Source organism: Pseudomonas mucidolens (assembly GCF_900106045.1).
Classification (GTDB): domain Bacteria; phylum Pseudomonadota; class Gammaproteobacteria; order Pseudomonadales; family Pseudomonadaceae; genus Aquipseudomonas; species Aquipseudomonas mucidolens.
In genome coordinates this window covers 4,772,446-4,790,984 of the sequence record NZ_LT629802.1, presented here as the reverse complement: position 1 = coordinate 4,790,984, position 18,539 = coordinate 4,772,446, and the positions used below count along the sequence as shown (strand labels likewise).

At 61.5% G+C, this 18,539-nt stretch carries 13 protein-coding genes; 12 read left to right on the top strand and 1 reads right to left on the bottom strand.

Going from position 1 to position 18,539, the window contains the following annotated elements:
- Nucleotides 1-3 precede the first annotated feature (3 nt).
- Complete coding sequence (locus BLU75_RS22020) at nt 4-2,172, bottom strand: PA5441 family protein (protein ID WP_084381632.1); 2,169 nt, start codon at nt 2,170-2,172, stop codon at nt 4-6.
- Between the two features lie 293 nt (nt 2,173-2,465).
- Between BLU75_RS22020 and BLU75_RS22015 the strand changes: the two genes are divergently transcribed.
- The 12 genes from BLU75_RS22015 to BLU75_RS21960 all read left to right on the top strand — a co-directional run bounded on the left by BLU75_RS22015 (nt 2,466) and on the right by BLU75_RS21960 (nt 18,522).
- Nucleotides 2,466-2,897 (top strand): MarR family winged helix-turn-helix transcriptional regulator, encoded by a 432-nt coding sequence (locus BLU75_RS22015; protein WP_084381633.1) that lies wholly within the window; start codon nt 2,466-2,468, stop codon nt 2,895-2,897.
- Entirely contained in the window at nt 2,894-4,972 is a 2,079-nt protein-coding gene (locus tag BLU75_RS22010) for an FUSC family protein (RefSeq protein ID WP_084381634.1), read from the top strand. The genes BLU75_RS22015 and BLU75_RS22010 overlap by 4 nt, the downstream gene beginning before the upstream one ends.
- Nucleotides 4,969-5,178 carry a DUF1656 domain-containing protein gene (locus BLU75_RS22005; protein WP_084381635.1) on the top strand — a complete coding sequence of 70 codons (210 nt, stop codon included), beginning with the start codon at nt 4,969-4,971 and terminating at the stop codon, nt 5,176-5,178. The genes BLU75_RS22010 and BLU75_RS22005 overlap by 4 nt, the downstream gene beginning before the upstream one ends.
- A complete protein-coding gene (locus BLU75_RS22000) occupies nt 5,175-6,065 on the top strand; it encodes an efflux RND transporter periplasmic adaptor subunit (RefSeq protein ID WP_084381636.1) in 891 nt (296 codons plus the stop codon). The genes BLU75_RS22005 and BLU75_RS22000 overlap by 4 nt, the downstream gene beginning before the upstream one ends.
- Nucleotides 6,062-7,504, top strand: a complete 1,443-nt coding sequence (locus BLU75_RS21995; RefSeq protein ID WP_084381637.1) for an efflux transporter outer membrane subunit — start codon at nt 6,062-6,064, stop codon at nt 7,502-7,504. The genes BLU75_RS22000 and BLU75_RS21995 overlap by 4 nt, the downstream gene beginning before the upstream one ends.
- An 80-nt stretch (nt 7,505-7,584) precedes the next feature.
- Nucleotides 7,585-8,217 (top strand): NADH:ubiquinone oxidoreductase subunit N, encoded by a 633-nt coding sequence (locus tag BLU75_RS21990; RefSeq protein WP_084381638.1) that lies wholly within the window; start codon nt 7,585-7,587, stop codon nt 8,215-8,217.
- A gap of 177 nt (nt 8,218-8,394) precedes the next feature.
- The gene (locus BLU75_RS21985) at nt 8,395-9,891 is read left to right on the top strand and encodes a YdgA family protein (RefSeq protein ID WP_084381639.1); all 1,497 of its coding nucleotides are present in this window, start codon (nt 8,395-8,397) and stop codon (nt 9,889-9,891) included.
- 296 nt (nt 9,892-10,187) lie between these two features.
- Nucleotides 10,188-12,638 carry a poly-beta-1,6 N-acetyl-D-glucosamine export porin PgaA gene (gene pgaA / locus BLU75_RS21980; protein WP_084381640.1) on the top strand — a complete coding sequence of 817 codons (2,451 nt, stop codon included), beginning with the start codon at nt 10,188-10,190 and terminating at the stop codon, nt 12,636-12,638.
- 12 nt (nt 12,639-12,650) lie between these two features.
- Nucleotides 12,651-14,651: a poly-beta-1,6-N-acetyl-D-glucosamine N-deacetylase PgaB gene (gene pgaB, locus BLU75_RS21975; protein WP_084381641.1), complete on the top strand. Its 2,001-nt coding sequence runs from the start codon at nt 12,651-12,653 to the stop codon at nt 14,649-14,651.
- A gap of 3 nt (nt 14,652-14,654) precedes the next feature.
- Complete coding sequence (pgaC, locus tag BLU75_RS21970; RefSeq protein ID WP_084381642.1) at nt 14,655-16,001, top strand: poly-beta-1,6-N-acetyl-D-glucosamine synthase; 1,347 nt, start codon at nt 14,655-14,657, stop codon at nt 15,999-16,001.
- Nucleotides 15,998-16,459, top strand: a complete 462-nt coding sequence (gene pgaD / locus BLU75_RS21965) for a poly-beta-1,6-N-acetyl-D-glucosamine biosynthesis protein PgaD (protein WP_084381643.1) — start codon at nt 15,998-16,000, stop codon at nt 16,457-16,459. The genes pgaC and pgaD overlap by 4 nt, the downstream gene beginning before the upstream one ends.
- Nucleotides 16,460-16,800: 341 nt before the next feature.
- Complete coding sequence (locus BLU75_RS21960) at nt 16,801-18,522, top strand: ShlB/FhaC/HecB family hemolysin secretion/activation protein (RefSeq protein WP_084381644.1); 1,722 nt, start codon at nt 16,801-16,803, stop codon at nt 18,520-18,522.
- Nucleotides 18,523-18,539 lie beyond the last annotated feature (17 nt).

The window sequence follows — 18,539 nt, the reverse complement described above, 5'->3', positions numbered from 1 at the left end:
TGCTTACCAGTAATACTGCAGCGACTTGCCCCACTGAGTGTCGGCAAACCCGCTTTTCAACTGACGGAACCAACCCTTGCGCAGCGCTTTGTCGACGTCTTCGCCACCGCAACTGTTATAGCCGGAAGGTGCATAGCAGTTGATGGCACGGAACAGCGCGTAGGCCTTGTCGTCACGGGGCGCCTTGGGATTGGCGATCACCTGTTTGTAGCCTTCAAGCCGCGAGAAGGTCTGACCTTTGAAATCCGAGGCGCTGCTGCCCAGGCTGCCAGCCGAACGGGCGTGTTCCAGCGGCATGCTGTCCAGGCCGTTACGCAGGATGAACTCGCCAAGGCAGTTGAGGCCTTGCGGGTTTTTTGGATCGTTCTGCAACGTGCCCGCGGTCTGCGCAATGCTCGGGCAGGCATAGCCTGATTGCGCCTGGTCGCCATTCCAGTGGAACAACTTCAGAGACTGTCCGCCGTCGTAGACATAGCCCAGGCTGGTGCCGAGCTTGTCTGCGGAAGGCGATGCCGGCAGTTGCTGCAAATCCTCGGCAAACGTTGCGAATTGGCCGCGCAGCAAGTCTTTGTAGAGCAGCACGAATTGTGCGGTGGAACGCTCCTGGGGATCGCTGGCCTGGGTGATCTGCTGGCGCAACAGCTCCGGACCGGCAACGCTGCGCAACAGGATATAACGCACCTGCCTGGACTGGATCGGCGAGTCGCTGGCGAACACCTTGGCCAACTGGCCGCTGCGCTCGTAATTCATGGCCAGTGCCAGTTCCAGTTGGTCGCGTTGCAACGGCTGCTTGGCCAGCGGCAACAGTTGCAGCCAAAGGTCTGCCGCGCCTTGCCAATCCTGCTTGGCTTCCAGCGCCAGGCCGCGCAGGGTCTGTTGGCTGAAGGCGAAGTAATCCAGGTTCGAGGGCAGTTCCCGTGGCAAATGCTTCAAGGCGCTGTCGGGCTGGTGCTCGACATACAGCGCGAACGCGGCTTGCACGTAGGCGTATAACGCCGGTTCGTTGGCAAACGCGGCTTTCTGGGTGTCGAGGATTTCGCGGGTCAGCTTGGGCGGGTTGGACGCGCGCATCCCCATCAGGTCACTGATCAGCAGCAGCATCGGATTGCTGACGCTATCGGCATAGCTTGTCAGTAATTTGTTGTCGGTTTCTTCCACCAGTTCGTCGATGGAGACGTTGCGCTGGGCATCGCTGGCTTCGGTCAGTTGCCAGACAAAATCCTCCGCCAGTTTGTTCGCGTCGTCTGCCAGCCAATGTACCCGGCGCAGCAGGCCGTGAGCGGAGGCGGCGTATTCGCCCTGTGGATAAGTTTTCAGGTAACTGAGGAAACTGTGCTCGGCTTCGTCCAAGGCATTTTTATCCACAGCCTGGCGCTGCGGCATGCCGTATTCGTCGAAGGCATTTTCCTGAGCATGATTCAGCGAGGCGCGGGCGATCATGTACACCGCCGTTTCCTTCAGCCAGGGCAGCGAGGTCACGGAGACGGCGACAAACCCGCGTTCGGCATACACAAAGCGTCCGCTGTAGAAGTCGGAAGCGGCGAGCAAATACGTCGTCAGCTCACGACCCTGGGTTGACGCGATCAACTGCGGTTCCAGGAGTACCGAGCCCTGCCAGTCGCAGGTGGTGAGCAACTTCAGGCGCGCGTTGGCCAGCAATGCCCGTTCATTTGCCGGAATATCCGCCTGGCTCACCTGACGGATAAACGCTGCCGCACTGTCATCGTTATTGCTGCGGCAGCGACTGCCTTCGCCGGACAGAAACTGCTCGCCTGCCGCTGGGGCGATCTCACGCTGGATGCCCAGTGAACCGAGTAACTGATCCAATTCGGTGCTGCTGGCCGCGCCTTGTTCTTCTGAAGATTGCATGGCAGGTGGGTTGGGTACCAGGCGATACACCGGAAACGGCACCGGTCCGAAACCCTGGGCCAGATCGTCTTCGCCCAAGGCATTCGGGGTCAGCGGCGCGGACTTCTGATCAGCCAGCAACAGTCGCAGGTTGACTCGGCTGTCGTTGCCGGGGCTCAGGAAGGGCATATTGCTGCAACCGGTGAGGGTGTCACGCGACACTCGCCAGTCGGGGTAGCACGAGTCATCGCTGCTGGCCTGGGCCTGGATCGAAACGCCGGCAAACAGGGCCAGTGTGAGGGATGACAGAAGACGGATGCGCATGAATGGTCCTTATTCCTAGAGTCCATGAGTGCCGCAGGGCGAAGAGGTGGGGATGATAGCGCGAAGATTACAAATTGTTGCACGGTCGGTAATGCCGATCAGCTAAGCACCGCCACCCCCACAGGATTGTTGTCTAACTGACCGGCATCAGGTGCCGAACACTCCTGTAAGCCACCCGTCCGCGAATTTGTATCAAAACTTGACTGAGCGGGATTCATTCTTCACCATATTGATAGTTAGCAAACTAACTTTATGCGAATCCTTACGTGTCCCAACCCCTCGAACACCTTCAGATGAACCTTAGCAGCAGCATGGTGGCAGGCGCCCGCAACTGGCGCAAAATCTGCCAGGCCACGCTGATGAACTACGGTATTTCCGAAGCCTGCGCGGTGCCGCTGTTGATGATCGGCCGCCTTGGCGACGGCGTGCATCAGGTCAAGGTCGCCCAGGCCTCCGGGATGGAAAGCCCGTCGCTGGTACGTCTGCTGGATCAGTTGTGCAGCGCCGGTTACGTCTGTCGTGCTGAAGATATCCACGACCGTCGGGCCAAGGCCTTGAGCCTGACCGCCCGGGGTCGCGAGTTGGTGCAAGCGGTGGAAGTGCAGTTGGTGCGTCTGCGCCATGAAGTGCTGGCGGGCATTGACGTCGCTGATCTGGAGACCGCGTTGCGGGTCCTGCGGGCCTTTGAAAACGCCAGTCATCCGGCTGCGGTCGCGCCGTCGTGAACGGATTTTTTACCGGCATGCCGCCAGCCCGCGACTGGGTTTATGGTGTGCGTACCTTCGCCGCATCGATGATCGCGCTGTACATCGCCATGCTGATGCAAATGCCGCGACCGTATTGGGCGATGGCCACGGTGTATATCGTGTCCAGCCCGTTTGTCGGTCCCACCAGCTCCAAGGCGTTGTACCGTGCCATCGGCACTTTTCTCGGGGCGATGGCGGCGGTGTTTTTCGTGCCGATGTTCGTGCAGACCCCGTACCTGCTGGCGATCGTGATCGCGCTGTGGACCGGGATTTTGCTGTTCTTGTCTCTGCATTTGCGCACTGCCAATAGCTACGCGCTGATGCTCGCGGGCTATACGTTGCCGCTGATTGCCTTGCCGGTGGTGGATAACCCGCTGGCGGTGTGGGATGTCGCCGAGGCGCGTACCGAAGAAATCTTCCTCGGGATTGTCGTGGCGGCCGTGGTCGGAGCGATGTTCTGGCCGCGGCGCCTGGCGCCGGTGTTCGATGCTTCGGTGAGCAAATGGTTTGCCGATGCCACGCTCTACAGCCAGCGCTTTTTGACCCGCAACGTGCAGCCCGAGGAAGTAGCCAGCTTGCGCGGTGGCATGGTCGCGACGTTCAACACATTGGAGTTGATGATCGGTCAACTGCCCCACGAGGGCGCGCGCCCACAAACCGTGCGCAATACCAAAGAGCTGCGCGGACGCATGATTCATTTGCTGCCGGTGGTGGATGCCCTGGATGACGCGCTGTATGCGCTGGAACGCCGTACCCCGGAATTGGTCGACACATTCGCGCCGTTGTTGACGGCTGCCAGCGAGTGGCTGGAAAGCACCGCCAATGACGCATCGGTTGAACGTTGGCGCGCCCTGCGTGACCAGCTTGAAGCCTTGCAGCCCGACGCCGACGCCTTGGACGATCGCCATCAGTTGCTGTTCTCCAATGCCTTGTATCGGCTGGGCGAATGGATTGATCTGTGGCAGGACTGCCGCAGCCTGCAAGCCGCGATCCAGTGTGAAAGCCAGGCGCCGTGGCGCGCGGTTTACCGGCATTGGCGCCTGGGCCGACTGACACCGTTTCTGGACCGTGGGCTGATGTTGTATTCGGCGTTTTCCACGGTCAGCGCGATTATCGTGGCCTCGGTGTTGTGGATTCTGCTGGGCTGGGCCGACGGCGGCAGCGCGGTGATTCTGGCGGCGGTGGCCTGTAGCTTCTTTGCCTCGATGGACGACCCGGCGCCGCAGATCTACCGGTTCTTTTTCTGGACCGCAATGTCGGTACTGTTCGCCAGCCTTTATCTGTTTCTGATCTTGCCCAACCTGCACGACTTCCCGATGCTGGTGCTGGCCTTTGCGGTGCCATTCATCTGCGTCGGCACGCTGACGGTGCAACCGCGGTTCTATCTGGGCATGCTGCTGACCATCGTCAACACCTCGTCGTTTATCAGCATTCAGGGCGCCTACGACGCTGATTTCCTGAGCTTCGCCAACGCCAACCTGGCAGGTCCGGTGGGCTTGTTGTTCGCCTTCGTCTGGACCCTGATCGCGCGGCCGTTCGGCGCGGAACTGGCGGCCAAACGCCTGACCCGTTTCAGCTGGCGCGACATTGTCAGTCTCACCGAACCCGCCACCCTGGCCGAGCACCGTCGCCTCGGCGTGCAGATGCTGGACCGTCTGATGCAACACCTGCCACGGCTGGCCATGACCGGACAGGACAGCGGTGTGGCCCTGCGCGAGTTGCGCGTGGCGTTGAACCTGTTGGACCTGTTGGCCTATGCGCCGCGGGTCCTCGGCGTGCCGCGCGTGTTGCTCGATCAAGTCGTGGCCGAGGTCGGCGCTTACTTCAAGGCGTGTCTGAAAGCCGGTGAACGCTTGCCGACGCCCAGCGGTCTGCTGATGACCCTTGACCGAACCCGGCGCGCGCTGAATGGCCAGGGCTTGCAGGACGCGGGCGAAACCCGTCTGCACCTGCTGCACGCCCTCAGCGGCTTGCGCCTGGCGCTGTTGCCCGGCGTCGAGTTTGTCGGCTCGGGCGAGATGCAAGCGCCGTTACCGGATGGAGCACCCTTATGATCGGTGACCTGGATATCAGCGGGGTATTCCTGCCCACGCTGTTGGTGCTGATGGGTATTACGTATGTGTTGTACCTGGTGGTGCATGGCTTATTGACGCGTGCTCACTTCTATCGCCTGGTCTGGCACCGGGCATTGTTCAATGTAGCTCTCTACGCGCTGTTGCTGGGCGCGGTGGACTCACTCAGTCGATACCTGATGACATGAAAAAACCTTTTTTGACGATCGGCCGTGTGGTCCTGACGTTATTGGTCGTGACCTTCGCCTGCGTGGTGGTCTGGCGCATGGTGATGTACTACATGTTTGCGCCCTGGACCCGCGACGGGCACATCCGCGCCGACATCGTGCAGATCGCCCCGGACGTCTCCGGGTTGATCCAGCATGTGGACGTGCATGACAACCAGTTGGTTAGCCGAGGCCAAGTGCTGTTTTCGGTGGATCAGGACCGCTTCCAACTGGCCTTGCGTCAAGCCCGGGCCGCGGTTGCCGACCGCCAGGAAACCCTGGCCCAGGCCCAGCGCGAAGCCAAGCGTAACCGTGGCCTGGGTAACCTGGTGGCCAGCGAGCAACTGGAGGAAAGCCTGTCTCGCGTGGCCCGTGCCCAGTCGGCCCTGGCCGAAGCGCAAGTGGCGGTCGACAGCGCCCAGCTCAACCTCGACCGCTCGGTGGTCCGCAGCCCGGTGGACGGCTACGTCAACGACCGCGCGCCCCGACCCCAGGAGTTTGTCACCGCCGGACGCCCGGTGCTGTCGGTGGTGGACAGCAACTCTTTCCACATCGATGGCTATTTTGAAGAGACCAAGCTCGACGGTATCCATGTCGGCCAAAGCGTCGACATTCGTGTGGTGGGCGACCGCGCCCGCCTGCGCGGGCATGTGCAGAGTATTGTTGCCGGGATCGAGGACCGCGACCGCACCAGTGGCTCCAACCTGTTGCCCAACGTCAACCCGGCCTTCAGTTGGGTGCGTCTGGCCCAGCGGATTCCCGTGCGCATTGCCTTTGATGAGGTGCCCGATGACTTCCGCATGATTGCCGGGCGCACGGCCACGGTGTCGATCATCGACGACCAGCCCAACGCTGGAGAAAAACCATGAAGCAACTGCTGGCAGCCGCCGGGCTGGGTCTGTTGTTGTCGGCCTGTCAGGTGGTTGGGCCGGATTACCAGTTGCCCGAAAAGGCCGCCGTGAACCGTAGCGACCTCCAAGGGCAACTGGCCGGGCAGGGCAAGGACGTCGTCTCGGCCCCGGTGCCTGCGGACTGGTGGAAGTTGTACCAGGACCCGCGTCTGGACGAGTTGGTGCAGCAGGCCATGGCGTCCAACACCGATCTGCGTGTCGCGGCGGCCAATCTGCAACGGGCGCGCTTCCAGGTGCAAGAAGCGCAGTCCGCGGGCGGTTGGAGCGGCGGCGTAAAGCTCGGTGCCCAGCGTTTGCAGGAATCCGGCGAGGCGTTTTTGCTGGCGGATAAAGTGCCGGTGGCCAACGTGGGCGATGTCGGCATCACCACTTCGTACCAGTTTGACCTGTTCGGCACCCTGCAACGCGGTATTGAAGGCGCCCAGGCTAATGCCGACGCGACCCAGGCCGCTGTCGACACGGCCCGCATCACACTGGTGGCAGACGTGGTGCGTTCCTATACCCAGGTGTGCGCGGCCAATGAAGAACTGGAAATTGCCCGTCACTCCCTCGACCTGCAAGCCCAGAGCACGCGCTTGACCCAGCGCTTGCGCGATGCCGGGCGCGGTGATGAAACCCAGGTCACGCGTTCGCAAACCCAATTCAAATCCCTGCGCGCCGAACTGCCGCGTTATGAAGCATCGCGCCAGGCCGCGTTGTTCCGCTTGTCGATGTTGCTGGCCAAGCCGCTGGCGCAATTGCCTGCCGGCACCCGCGATTGCGCCGAGCTGCCGCACATCGCTCAACTGCTGCCGGTCGGCGATGGCGCGGCCTTGCTCAAGCGCCGACCTGACGTGCGCCAGGCGGAACGTCGATTGGCCGCCGCCACCGCAGGTATCGGTGTCGCCACTGGCGAGCTGTACCCGGATATCAGCATCGGCGCCTCCATTGGCACGATCGGGCTTCTCGAAAACCTCGGAAAACCGGCCGCCAACCACTGGGGTTTTGGTCCGTTGTTGAACTGGACCGTGCCGTCCAACGGCTCGCGCGCGCGCATTCACCAAGCTGAAGCCGCGACGCAAGGCGCCCTGGCGCAGTTTGACGGCGTGGTGCTCAACGCCATTCGCGAAACCCAGACCGGGCTGGCGCACTACACCGCGCTACTGCAGCGCCGCGACGCCCTGACCGAGGCCGAGCAGTCGGCACAGCAGGCCGCCGAGCAGACCCACCGTTTCTTCCAGGCCGGCCGCGAGTCGTTCCTCGCCGACCTGCAAGCCACCCGCACCTACACCGACATGCGCGCGCAACTGGCGCAGGCCAATACCCAGGTCGCCATGAGCCAGATCGATTTGTTCCTGGCCCTGGGCGGCGGCTGGGAAAGCGGACGAACGCAAGGTGCGGAACCCGGCAAACCCTGACGTGGTTGCTATGCTTTGACAGGCGGGTCGTGGTGATGGCCCGCTGATCACTGCTTGCGTTGCTCATGGGGATTCCAATAATGAAAAACCCTTATGCTCCCGCTTTCTGGTGCGTGCTCTTCGCACTGGTGCTGTTATCGGCCACTTATTTCTATGGCGTCATGCTGTCCCATCAGATCGACAAGGCCATGATCTTCCTCGACAGCGCCTGCGCGCTGATCGCCGTGCTGTCCATCGGCGTTGTGGCCTGGGCCTCCTACCAGAGTCAGCGAACCAAGAAAAAACTCCTCGAACAAGGCAAGACGCGGGTCGCGATCTGGGACACCAAGGTCGCGTTACGCCGGGTCGAAACAGTGTTTGATCGCTATTTCTGGGGCAGCTACTGGCAGCCGGGTCGCACCTTCCAGGAAGTCATGGGCGAACTCACGGGCACGCCTCTGGAAAAAAGCCTCGAAGCCTTGAAGCAACAATGCGTGCTGCTGGACCAGCAAGTGGCCGACGGGCGGCATTGGCTGAACAACGCCCGGGAACTCTCCGATGTGGCCACCGCAATGGCCCGCGAGCGCTATCAGCTGGACTTTTGCGACCCGCGAACCGACACGCCGGGCAACGCGGTCATTCATCGCGAGTTTGAAGTGCTGGTGTATACCTGGACTGTGCGCCTGAAGAGTTTCGATCATCAGCTTGACGAGATCGAGATGGAGTATTCCTGAGCCGAGTATCCCGTAGATACCTCATGAACTACCCCGAGCAAGCATAAGTCCGAACCCTCGACAGCTGCTACGCGGTCCGGCTACCCTTCGCAGGCTTCGGCGGGCTTGAGCCGACACCCCATTTTGGGGGTCAGGGAAGACAGCCCACTTTCACACAGGATTCGATCAGGTCACTTCATGAATAAATCAGCCGTTGTACTTTTGGGTTTTGTCGCCGCAGTCGGCGTGGTCAGTGCCGGTGGCGCCTGGTACACCGGCAGTCAACTGGAAGGGGTGTTGAAAACCGCGACCGAAGACGCCAACAAGGAAATGGAACGCTCCATGGCCGGTGTCGATGGCCGCTTGACCCTGGAAATGCTCTCCCTGGATCGCGGCTGGTTCAGCAGCACCGCGCACTGGCGCCTCAAGGCTGAAGGCTCAGCGTTCGGTGAAGACTACAAAAACAGCGAACTGTTGTTTGTCGATCGTATCGAACATGGTCCGCTGCCGTTCTCGCGCCTGGTGAGTCTCAAGTGGTGGCCAGTGCTGGCTACCAGCAATATGGCGCTTGAGAAGAGCCCCACCACCGAAAAATGGTTTGCCGCCACCAAGGATGTGCCGCCACTGCATGGCGTTGCCAACATCGGCTTTAACCGTTCGGTGGATGGCACGGTGGAATTGGTGCCGTTGACGTTCAAGGACGCGACCAGCAGCGTCGACTTTTCCGGTTTGAAACTGGACTTCTCCAATACCGCCAAGGGCGAGAAGGTCAAGGTCGATGGTTACATGGATGACCTCAAGGTCTCGATGATCGATCCCAACGGCGCGCCGTTCCAGGCGCAGTTGAACGGTCTGACCCTGGCCAGCAACCTGTCCAAATCCAGCTTCGGTTTCTATGTCGGGCAAAACACCATTGAGCTGAGCAACACCAAGCTCACCCTGGGTCCGCAGCAGGCGGTGCTGACCTTGAAGGGCTTCGAGCAGAAAGACAGCAGCGACACCCAGGGCAACAACCTCGCGGGCCGTGTCGATTACAAGATCGACGAGATCGGTTACCAGGGCAAGACCGTGGGTTCGGCTGCGATGGCCGTGAGCCTGAAGAACATTGATGTGCCGTCCACCCTGGCACTGACCAAGCTGTATCAAGACAAGATGCAGCCGGTGCAAGCCGCGTCCGCCGCCGGACAGCCGGTCCCCGAGCTGCAACTGACCGAAGCCGAGCAATTGCTGGCCCAGGCCAACATTGATTTGTTGCTGGCGGCCAAGCCGCAGGTGGCTCTGGAGAATCTCTCCCTCAAGACCACCCATGGGGAAAGCCGCTTCAGCCTGCTGGTGGACATGACCAAACCGTCCACCATGGAACTGCCGCCGGTCGAACTGGGCAAGCAGATCATCACCCTGCTTGAAGCCAATCTGAAACTGTCCAAGCCGATGATTGCCGATGTCGCGGCATTGCAAGCGCAGATCGGCGGTGTCACCGACCCGAAAGCCGTCGAACAGCAATCCCAGATGGCCAGCGAGATGGTCAGCAACATGGCCGTAGGCACTCAACTGGCGACTGTTGAAGGTGACGACATCCTGTCCAAGCTGCACTACGCCAACAATGAAGTGACCTTCAACGGCCAGAAAATGACCGTTGAGCAGTTCATCGGCGGCGTGTTGGGCAAACTCGGCGGAATGAGCGGCGCGCAGTAAGCCTACGCCCTGTAGGAGCGAGCTTGCTCGCGAAGAACGTCAACGATAACGCGTGCATTCTGGATAAACGCGGTGCCTTTGAGTTTTTCGCGAGCAAGCTCGCTCCTACATTGCAGCCCTAAAATTCTGTAGGACAATTCTGAACAATTGTCTTGATTCACCCCTTTCCATCCCCCCTTCAAAGATAGTGCGCTCCTGGAAAGCTTGGCCGGGTCATCAGACGCCGGCGGCCTGATGAGTGCTGTGCAGGTAAACAAATCGCTACAGCTTTCCGTGTAAGTAAGGAAGCTGACGACATGCTGCGTAACCTACCTCCCTCTGGTTCTGGCCGATTGCGTATTTTGGTCGCCGCCACTTTGCTGCTGCCAACCCTGGCCTTGGCAGATTCTGCCTACGATTCGCTGATCAACCAGGCGCGCTCCGGCAACCACGGCCCCGCCCTCGATCTGCTGCGCCAACTGCCCGCGGAACGTCAGACGTCGGGGCAAGTCAGCGATCACCTGTTGATTGCCAGTTGGGCCCGGCAGGATGACGAGGTGCTCAAGGTCTATGAGACCCAGGGCCGCCAGTGCCAATTGACCACCCAGGCCCTGGCCACGGTGGCCCGCACTTATCGCAATCAACAGCGTTGGCAGCCCGCCGAGGGGCTGTATCGCCAGGCGCTGTCACGCGAGCCGAACAACCCGGACCTGCAACTGGGTCTGGTCCTGACCCTGGCCGATGGCGATAAAACCGCCGAAGCCGTGCAGCGCGCCCGAGCCCTGGTTGCCGCCAAGCCGGACGACGCGCAACGGCGCATGGCGCTGGGCTACGCACTGTCCCGTGCCGGAGCCACGTTCGATGCGCTGTTCGAGTTCGACCAAGCCTTTATCCGCGCCGGCGACCAGCCCGAGGTGGTGCGCGAATACCTGATCGCCCTGCAACGGGCGCGCATGCCGGAACCGGCACTTCGCTTGAGCGCCCGTCACCCCGGCCTGCTTGACCCGGTGAACCAGCGCCGACTGGAAGGCGATCTGGCTGCCGAGCGCGTGCGCCTGGCCGAATTCCCCACGCGCAGTGAAAGCGAGCGCTATGTAATCGCTGATCGCGCCCTCAAGGATTACGACCAACTACTCGCCACCTGGACCCCGGATGCGAGCGCCCATGACGATGTGGTGCGCTGGCGCATCGACCGTCTGGGTGCGCTCAAGGCCCGTGCGCGCACCGCCGAGCTGGTCCACGACTACGAAGCCCTGCATGCTCAAGGTGTGCAACTGCCCACCTACGCCCTGCGCTGGGTGGCCGCCGCCTATCTCGACCAACGCCTGCCGGAAAAGGCTGCGCCGCTGTATCGCCAGGTGGTGACGGCGCCGGATGCCGACCCCAGCAACCAAGTCGTAGACAGTACCGCGCTGTACTACGCCATGCTGGAGAACGACCAGGCCACCGAGGCACGCGTTGTCGCTGACCACCTGGCGAACACGCAAGTCCCTCGGGTCGAACTCAAGGGCTTGACCCTGGGCAACCCCAACGACGCGTGGCTGGATGCCCAGCAACTGGCGGCCCAAGCCGCGACCTACGGCGCCGATCTGCCGACCAGTGAAAAAAGCCTGGAAACCCTGGTGCGTACTTCGCCCGGCAATGTCGGCATGCGTGTGGCCCAGGCGGATATGTTCCGCGCCCGTGCCTGGCCACGGCGTGCCGAGAGCGCCCTCAAGGACGCCGAAAACCAGGCCCCGCGCAACATCGACCTGGAAGTCTCCCAAGGCTACAACGCCTTGAATCTACAGGAATGGCGCCAGCTCGATGCTCTCGCCGATGACGTGGTCGCCCGCACCCCGGAAAATCGCCAGGTCCAACGCCTCCAGCGCCTGCGCAAGGTGCATGAGATGGCCGAGTTGCGCATTGAAACCGAGACCGGCAGAAGTCATGGTGGCGGGGCGGTCTCCGGTAGCCGCGACTGGGGAATCGAAACCCTGCTCTACAGCCCGCCCATCAATGAAGACTGGCGGATATTCGGCGGTATCGGCTACGCCACTGCCGACTTTGAAGAAGGCACTGGCCACCACCGTTGGCAGCGCTTGGGTGTGGAGCGGCGTACCCGCGATATGACACTGGAGGCCGAAGTCTCCAACCACGGCTACGGCAACGGCACCAAGCAAGGCGCACGCCTGGCGATTGCCCGCGACATCAACGACCACTGGCAATACGGGGGCAGTCTCGACTACCTCGCCGCCAGCACACCGTTGCGCGCGCTCAATGCCAACGTCACCGCCAACGGCGGCAGTGGTTTTATCCGCTGGCGCGCTAATGAGAGTCGTGAGTGGAAACTGGCCCTGAGCCCATCCCACTTCAGCGACGGCAACGACCGTGTCGAAGCGCTGCTCACCGGCCGTGAGGGCGTCTACCGCTCGCCGGGCGTGCAAGTGGACCTTGGCCTGGAAGTCGCCACCAGCCGCAACAGCAAGGAAGACGCCGCGTATTTCAACCCGCGCTCGGACTTCAGCGTGCTGCCCACGGTCAACGTCAACCATGTGCTCTATCACCGCTACGAGACCCAATGGAGTCAGCAGTTCCAGGTCGGTGCGGGCACCTACAGCCAGCACGATTACGCCACCGGCGGCGTCGGCATGCTCAGCTACGGGCAGCGCTATCGCTGGAACGACGTGGTGGAAACCGGCGCCAACCTGAGCTGGATCAATCGACCTTATGACGGTGAGCGCGAAAGCGATGTGCGCCTGATCGTCGACCTCACTTACCGATTCTAGAAGAGTCCGATCATGACCATTGTTTCCCGTTGCCTGTTGGCCCTGGGGTTCTTGCTCGGCAGCGCCTGCGCCCAGCAACCCGCGCCGTACACCCCACCTGCCGAGCGGCTCAAGTCGGTCAATGAAGCGCCGTGGCCGAAAAACCATTTCCTGGGTATTGCCTACCACGATGTCAACGACCGTGACCCCGACCAAAGAGTGGTGGCGGTGCGTACCGAACGCCTGATCGAACAGTTGGCCTGGCTGCGCGAGAATGGCTACCAGGCCGTTAGCGTCGATCAGGTCCTCGCTGCCCGCGCAGGCGGGCCAGAGCTGCCGCCCAAAGCCATCATGCTCAGCTTCGACGACGGCTATTCGAGCTTCTACACCCGTGTCATGCTGATTCTGCGTGCCTACCATTGGCCGGCAGTGCTGGCGCCGGTGGGCAGTTGGCTCGACACGCCGCTGAGTCAGCCGGTGGATTTTGCCGGTGTACCGCGTAACCGTTCGGAATTTTTGACCTGGCAACAAGTGCGCGAAGTGGCGCAATCGGGCCTGGTGGAAATCGCCGCCCACACCGACGCCAACCACAAGGGCGTGCTGGCCAACCCCCAGGGCAACCTGCAACCGGCCGCCGCCACCCGGCGCTTTGACCCGGCCACTAACCGTTACGAACCCGAAGCGCAGTTCCGGGCGCGGATGCGCGCCGACGTGGCGGCGATTTCCAACAAAATCCGCGCCGTCACCGGCAAGGCCCCGCGTGTGTGGGTCTGGCCATATGGGGCGGCGGACGGCACCTCCCTGGCAGTGGTGGGTGAGCAGGGTTACAAGATGGCCCTGACCCTGGAAGACGGCCTCGACAACCTCGGCAACCTGATGAGCAGCCCGCGCTTTCTGGTGGACAACGACCCGGACGGCGAGCGCTTCGCCACCAGCATTGTGTCGACGCAGGCCAAAGCGCCGATGCGCGTGCTGCATGTGGACCTCGATCACGTCTACGATCCGGACAAGGCGCAAGAGGCGCGCAACCTCGACGCGTTGGTCCAGCGTGTGCTGGACATGGGGGTCGACACCGTATTCCTCCAGGCTTTCGCCGACCCCAAGGGCGATGGCCTGGTGCATTCGCTGTACTTCCCTAACCGCCATCTGCCGATGCGCGCCGACCTGTTCAACCGTGTCAGTTGGCAGTTGCACACCCGTGGCGGCCTGGTCAAGGTCTACGCCTGGATGCCCGTGCTCAGCTTTGCCCTGGATGCCAAGTTGCCCCGCGTCACCCGTTGGGACCCGGCCACCGGCAAGGTTGCCGTCGACCCGAAACAGTACCAGCGCCTGTCGCCGTTCGATCCGCAGGTGCGCAAAATCATCGGTGAAATCTACGAAGACCTGGCCCGCACCAGCGCTATCCACGGGGTGTTGTTCCATGACGACGCGGTGCTCTCGGACTTTGAAGACGCCAGCCCCCAGGCTCTGAAAACCTACGCAGCCAATGGTCTGCCGGGCAACATCCAGGACCTGCGCGCCGACCCCGACGTGATGCAGCGCTGGACCCGTTTCAAGAGCCGCTACCTGATCGATTTCACCCATGAACTGACCGCCAAGGTCCGCACCCTGCGCGGCCCGGAAGTGCTCACCGCACGCAATATCTTTGCCGAGCCGATGCTCAACCCGGCCAGCGAAGCCTGGTTTGCGCAGAACCTCGACGACTTCCTCCAGCACTACGACTGGACCGCACCTATGGCCATGCCGTTGATGGAAGGTCAGTCGCTGAAAAGCTCCAATGCCTGGCTGGAAAAACTCGTGGCCACGATCAAGGCCCGGCCCGGTGCGATGCAGCGCACAGTCTTCGAGCTACAGGCCAAGGATTGGCGCACCCCGGCCGCGCCGGACATTCCCGGCGTGCAAATGGCCGAGTGGATGGGTGTGCTCAAGCGCCAGGGCGCCAGCAGCTTCGGTTACTACCCCGACAACTTCCTGGAGAATTCGCCGGATCTGAACACCGTGCGTCCGGCCCTTTCCAACAAATGGAATCCTTGACCCATGTTCGACAGAATCCTCGCGTTACTCGTGCTGGCACTGGTGTTGGGTGTGCCCCTGGGCCTGATCTTCCTGGTCACCGGGCAGTTCCTGATGGACTTCGTATTTTTCTACCCGCTGTTCATGTCCGCGCTGTGGATCGCCGGCGGTGTGTATTTCTGGCTGCACTGGGAGCGCCACTGGCCGTGGGCCGATGACACGCCGGCGCCGGAGCTCAAGGGTAATCCGCTGATCTCGATCCTGATCCCTTGCTACAACGAAGGCGACAACGCCGCCGAGACCATCGGCGCGGCGCTGGGCCAGTTGTATCGCAACATTGAAGTGATCGCGATCAACGACGGTTCCAGCGACAACACCGCCGCCGTGCTCGATGCCCTGGCCCTCAAGGAGCCGCGCCTGCGGGTGCTGCACCTGGCGCAAAACCAGGGTAAGGCCGTGGCCCTGCGCATGGGCGCGGTGGCGGCTCACAGCGATTACCTGGTGTGCATCGACGGTGATGCTTTGCTCGATCGCAATGCGGCGGCCTATCTGGTGGCGCCGATGCTCGACAACCCACGGCTTGGCGCGGTCACCGGTAACCCGCGTATCCGTACGCGTTCGACCTTGATCGGTCGGGTGCAGGTGGGTGAGTTCTCTTCGATCATCGGCTTGATCAAGCGCACCCAGCGGGTATTCGGGCGGATCTTCACCGTATCCGGCGTGGTGGTGGCATTTCGGCGGGCGGCCCTGGACCGGGTCGACTACTGGAGCACCGACATGATCACCGAAGACATCGACGTCAGCTGGAAGCTGCAACTGGACCACTGGAGCATCTTCTACGAGCCGCGCGCGTTGTGCTGGATCCTGATGCCGGAAACCCTCGGCGGCCTGTGGAAACAGCGCCTGCGCTGGGCCCAGGGCGGCGCCGAAGTGTTGTTCAAGAACATCCGTGGCATCTGGCAATGGCGCCACCGCTACTTGTGGCCGCTGTTGTTCGAATACTGCCTGTCCACCGGCTGGGCCTTCACCTTTCTGCTGTCGGTAATCTTCTGGGGCGTGGGCAAAGTGGTGCCGCTACCCGAGGCGATTGCTGTCAGTTCACTGATGCCACCGGCCTTTACCGGTCTGTTGCTGGCGGTGGTGTGCCTGGTGCAATTCGCCGTGAGCATCATGATTGATCGTCGCTATGAACGTGGCCTGTGGAAAACCCTGTTCTGGACAGTCTGGTACCCCCTGGTGTTCTGGCTGGTGAGCTTGTTCACCACCTTAGTCAGCTTCCCCAAAGTGCTGTTCCGCCAACATCAAAAACGCGCGCGCTGGGTCAGCCCGGATCGCGGCATCAAAGCTCCCGGCAAGGAAATCAACCCATGAACCTGATCCGAACTTCCCAGCGTCCGGTGATGCGCGCCGTCGATATCGTGCTGACCCTGCTGGCCTGGGCCGGACTGATTGTGCTGTTAGTGCGCGGTCTGGTGCCGATGCTCGACACCCACGGCGGGCCGCGCATCGACGCGCCGATCTTTGCGGCGCTGCAAACCTTGCAGATCTACCTGTGGATCGCTTTGGTCAACGCCGCGCTGTTGATCGGTTGGGCGCGTTATCAGCAGCGGCGTGGCAAGCACTTTGCCCAGCGGCGCTCAGCCGTCAAGGCCTTGAGCGACCAGCGCCTGAGTGACAGTTTCAACCTCGGCGAGGGCGACCTGAAACAACTGCGTCGGCCGGGGGTATTGGTGATTCATAACGATCATGAGGGTGGCGTGCAGGAAGTGAACGCGCACGTGTCCCTGGGTGTGCGGTGGCCACGCTTGAAAGGGGTGGAGCGGGTGTAGCGCGCCTGCGAGAAGAGGCGATCAATGGATTCCTGGGAATGCGATCCAGGTCACAAAACGCCCGCGAACTTTTCGGGTTATTTGGGTACTAACCTCGCGCAGTTGCACTTTGATGGCTAAGTGATGGCATTTTAAAATGCTGCGGAGCACTGTTTCAAAACTGATACCGCTTGTCGGAAGAAAAATCAGAAGTGCAAATGGATAATCGTTGCTGATTTTAATATTTGTTATTTATCAATAGCTTGGCTGCATATTATTTAGTTTTTCTAACGAGTACAAAATTTTGGCTCGCTGGAAGTTAGATGTTAGTTTGCGCCCCCTTGTCATTCGATGGATCGAACATGTTTTTTTTAGTGCCATGGACTCGGTATTCACTGGGCCTTACTCTGCTCGCCTGCTTCGCGCTAAACAGCGCGATGGCCGCGACCACGCCCGGCGATCAAGACCTGATCCGCGACCGGCAAAATCGCCTGCTGGAAGAGCAGCAACGACGCCTTGAGGAACTCAAGAACCTGCCCGGTAAACAGGCCGAACCTGCCGCTCCCGCTGCGCCGGTGGATACCCGTTGCTTCCCCATCAAAACCATCGAACTCACGGGCGCCGACAGCCTGTCCGCCGCTGATCGCGAGCGCCTGCTCAAGCCTTACATCGACCAGTGCCTGGGCGTGTCCCAGCTCAATGCATTACTCAAGGCGATCACCGATTACTACATCGACAAAGGCATGGTCACCAGTCGGGCCTACCTGCCACAACAGGACATGTCCAAGGGACACCTGAGCGTGCTGGTGGTGGAAGGCAAGCTCGAAGGCCTGAAAGGTGCCGAGGGCAGCAAGATCACCGACCGCCAACTGGCAATGGCCTTTCCGGGGCGGGTTGGCGAACACCTCAACCTGCGGGAAATCGAGCAACTGGTCGACCAGTTGAACCGCCTGCCGTCGAACCAGGCGCAAATGGAGTTGGCCCCCGGCAGCCAGGTCGGCGACAGCGTGGTGCTGGTCAAGAACGCCCCGCAAAAACCCTGGCGTGCCAGCCTGTCGCGTAACAATGACGGGCAGAAAAGCACCGGCGAGCAACAGTGGGGCGCCGGCCTGGAATGGGATAACCCACTGGGCCTGGCCGACCAACTGATGCTGCGCGGCGGCCACGATGCCCTCAGCGATCATCAGAAAACCTCGAAAAGCACGATGTTTTACTACAACCTGCCGTGGGGCTGGTGGAACTTCAGCTACAGCTACAACCAGAGCGAAAACCGCTCGGTGGTACAGGCTGATAGCTATGACTTCAAACAACGCGGCGACAACCAGACCCACCAACTGCGCGCCGAACGCGTGATCCATCGCGACGCGTTGAGCAAAACCTCGATCAATGCCGGCCTCTCGCACCTGCGCACCAACACCTATATCGATGACACCCATCTGGACGTCAGCAGCCATCGCTTGAGTGAACTGCAACTGGGCATCAACCATGGCCGGCGGGTGGGCAGTGCCTACGTCAACGTCGACCTCGGCGTGCAGAACGGCATCGGTGCTTTCGATGCCCAGGCTCAAGAAGAACGTGGCGAACAGGGCAGTCGGCAACCCAATGCCCGCTATCGCAAATACACCGCCACCGTCAGCTATCTGCAGCCCTTCACGTGGTGGGGCGAGTCCTTCACCTTCACCAGCCTGGCCACCGGGCAACGCAGTGAAGACATCCTGTTCAGCCCGCAGCGCATGAGCCTTGGCGGCTCGTCGTCGATCCGCGGTTTCAAGGATCAGCAACTGACCGGCGACAGCGGCGGCTACTGGCGCAACGACCTGCGCTGGTCGCGCCCGGTGACCTGGGCCTGGCTGCGCCCGGCCTTCGGGGAGTACGGCGCCAGCGTCGGTTACGACCAGGGCGTGATCCGCAACGACCGCTACAACGGCGAAGTGCATGGCCGGGTCTCGAGCAACTCCCTGGAGCTGTTCGCCCGCGGCAAATACGTCAGCACCAGCGTGACGTTTGCCCACTCGCTGGAACGCCCGGCCGTGATGGCCGATAGAGAAGCGCCTGTGTATTTCCGTATGGACTTCTTCCTTTAATTCAACGCCTGGTTGCA

Bases quoted from the DNA above. Each gene is read 5' to 3' on its own strand.
- BLU75_RS22020 (WP_084381632.1), bottom strand. From the start codon at position 2,172: ATGCGCATCCGTCTTCTGTCATCCCTCACACTGGCCCTGTTTGCCGGC.
- BLU75_RS22015 (WP_084381633.1), top strand. From the start codon at position 2,466: ATGAACCTTAGCAGCAGCATGGTGGCAGGCGCCCGCAACTGGCGCAAA.
- BLU75_RS22005 (WP_084381635.1), top strand. From the start codon at position 4,969: ATGATCGGTGACCTGGATATCAGCGGGGTATTCCTGCCCACGCTGTTG.
- BLU75_RS22000 (WP_084381636.1), top strand. From the start codon at position 5,175: ATGAAAAAACCTTTTTTGACGATCGGCCGTGTGGTCCTGACGTTATTG.
- BLU75_RS21995 (WP_084381637.1), top strand. From the start codon at position 6,062: ATGAAGCAACTGCTGGCAGCCGCCGGGCTGGGTCTGTTGTTGTCGGCC.
- BLU75_RS21990 (WP_084381638.1), top strand. From the start codon at position 7,585: ATGAAAAACCCTTATGCTCCCGCTTTCTGGTGCGTGCTCTTCGCACTG.
- BLU75_RS21985 (WP_084381639.1), top strand. From the start codon at position 8,395: ATGAATAAATCAGCCGTTGTACTTTTGGGTTTTGTCGCCGCAGTCGGC.
- pgaA (WP_084381640.1), top strand. From the start codon at position 10,188: ATGCTGCGTAACCTACCTCCCTCTGGTTCTGGCCGATTGCGTATTTTG.
- pgaB (WP_084381641.1), top strand. From the start codon at position 12,651: ATGACCATTGTTTCCCGTTGCCTGTTGGCCCTGGGGTTCTTGCTCGGC.
- pgaC (WP_084381642.1), top strand. From the start codon at position 14,655: ATGTTCGACAGAATCCTCGCGTTACTCGTGCTGGCACTGGTGTTGGGT.
- pgaD (WP_084381643.1), top strand. From the start codon at position 15,998: ATGAACCTGATCCGAACTTCCCAGCGTCCGGTGATGCGCGCCGTCGAT.
- BLU75_RS21960 (WP_084381644.1), top strand. From the start codon at position 16,801: ATGTTTTTTTTAGTGCCATGGACTCGGTATTCACTGGGCCTTACTCTG.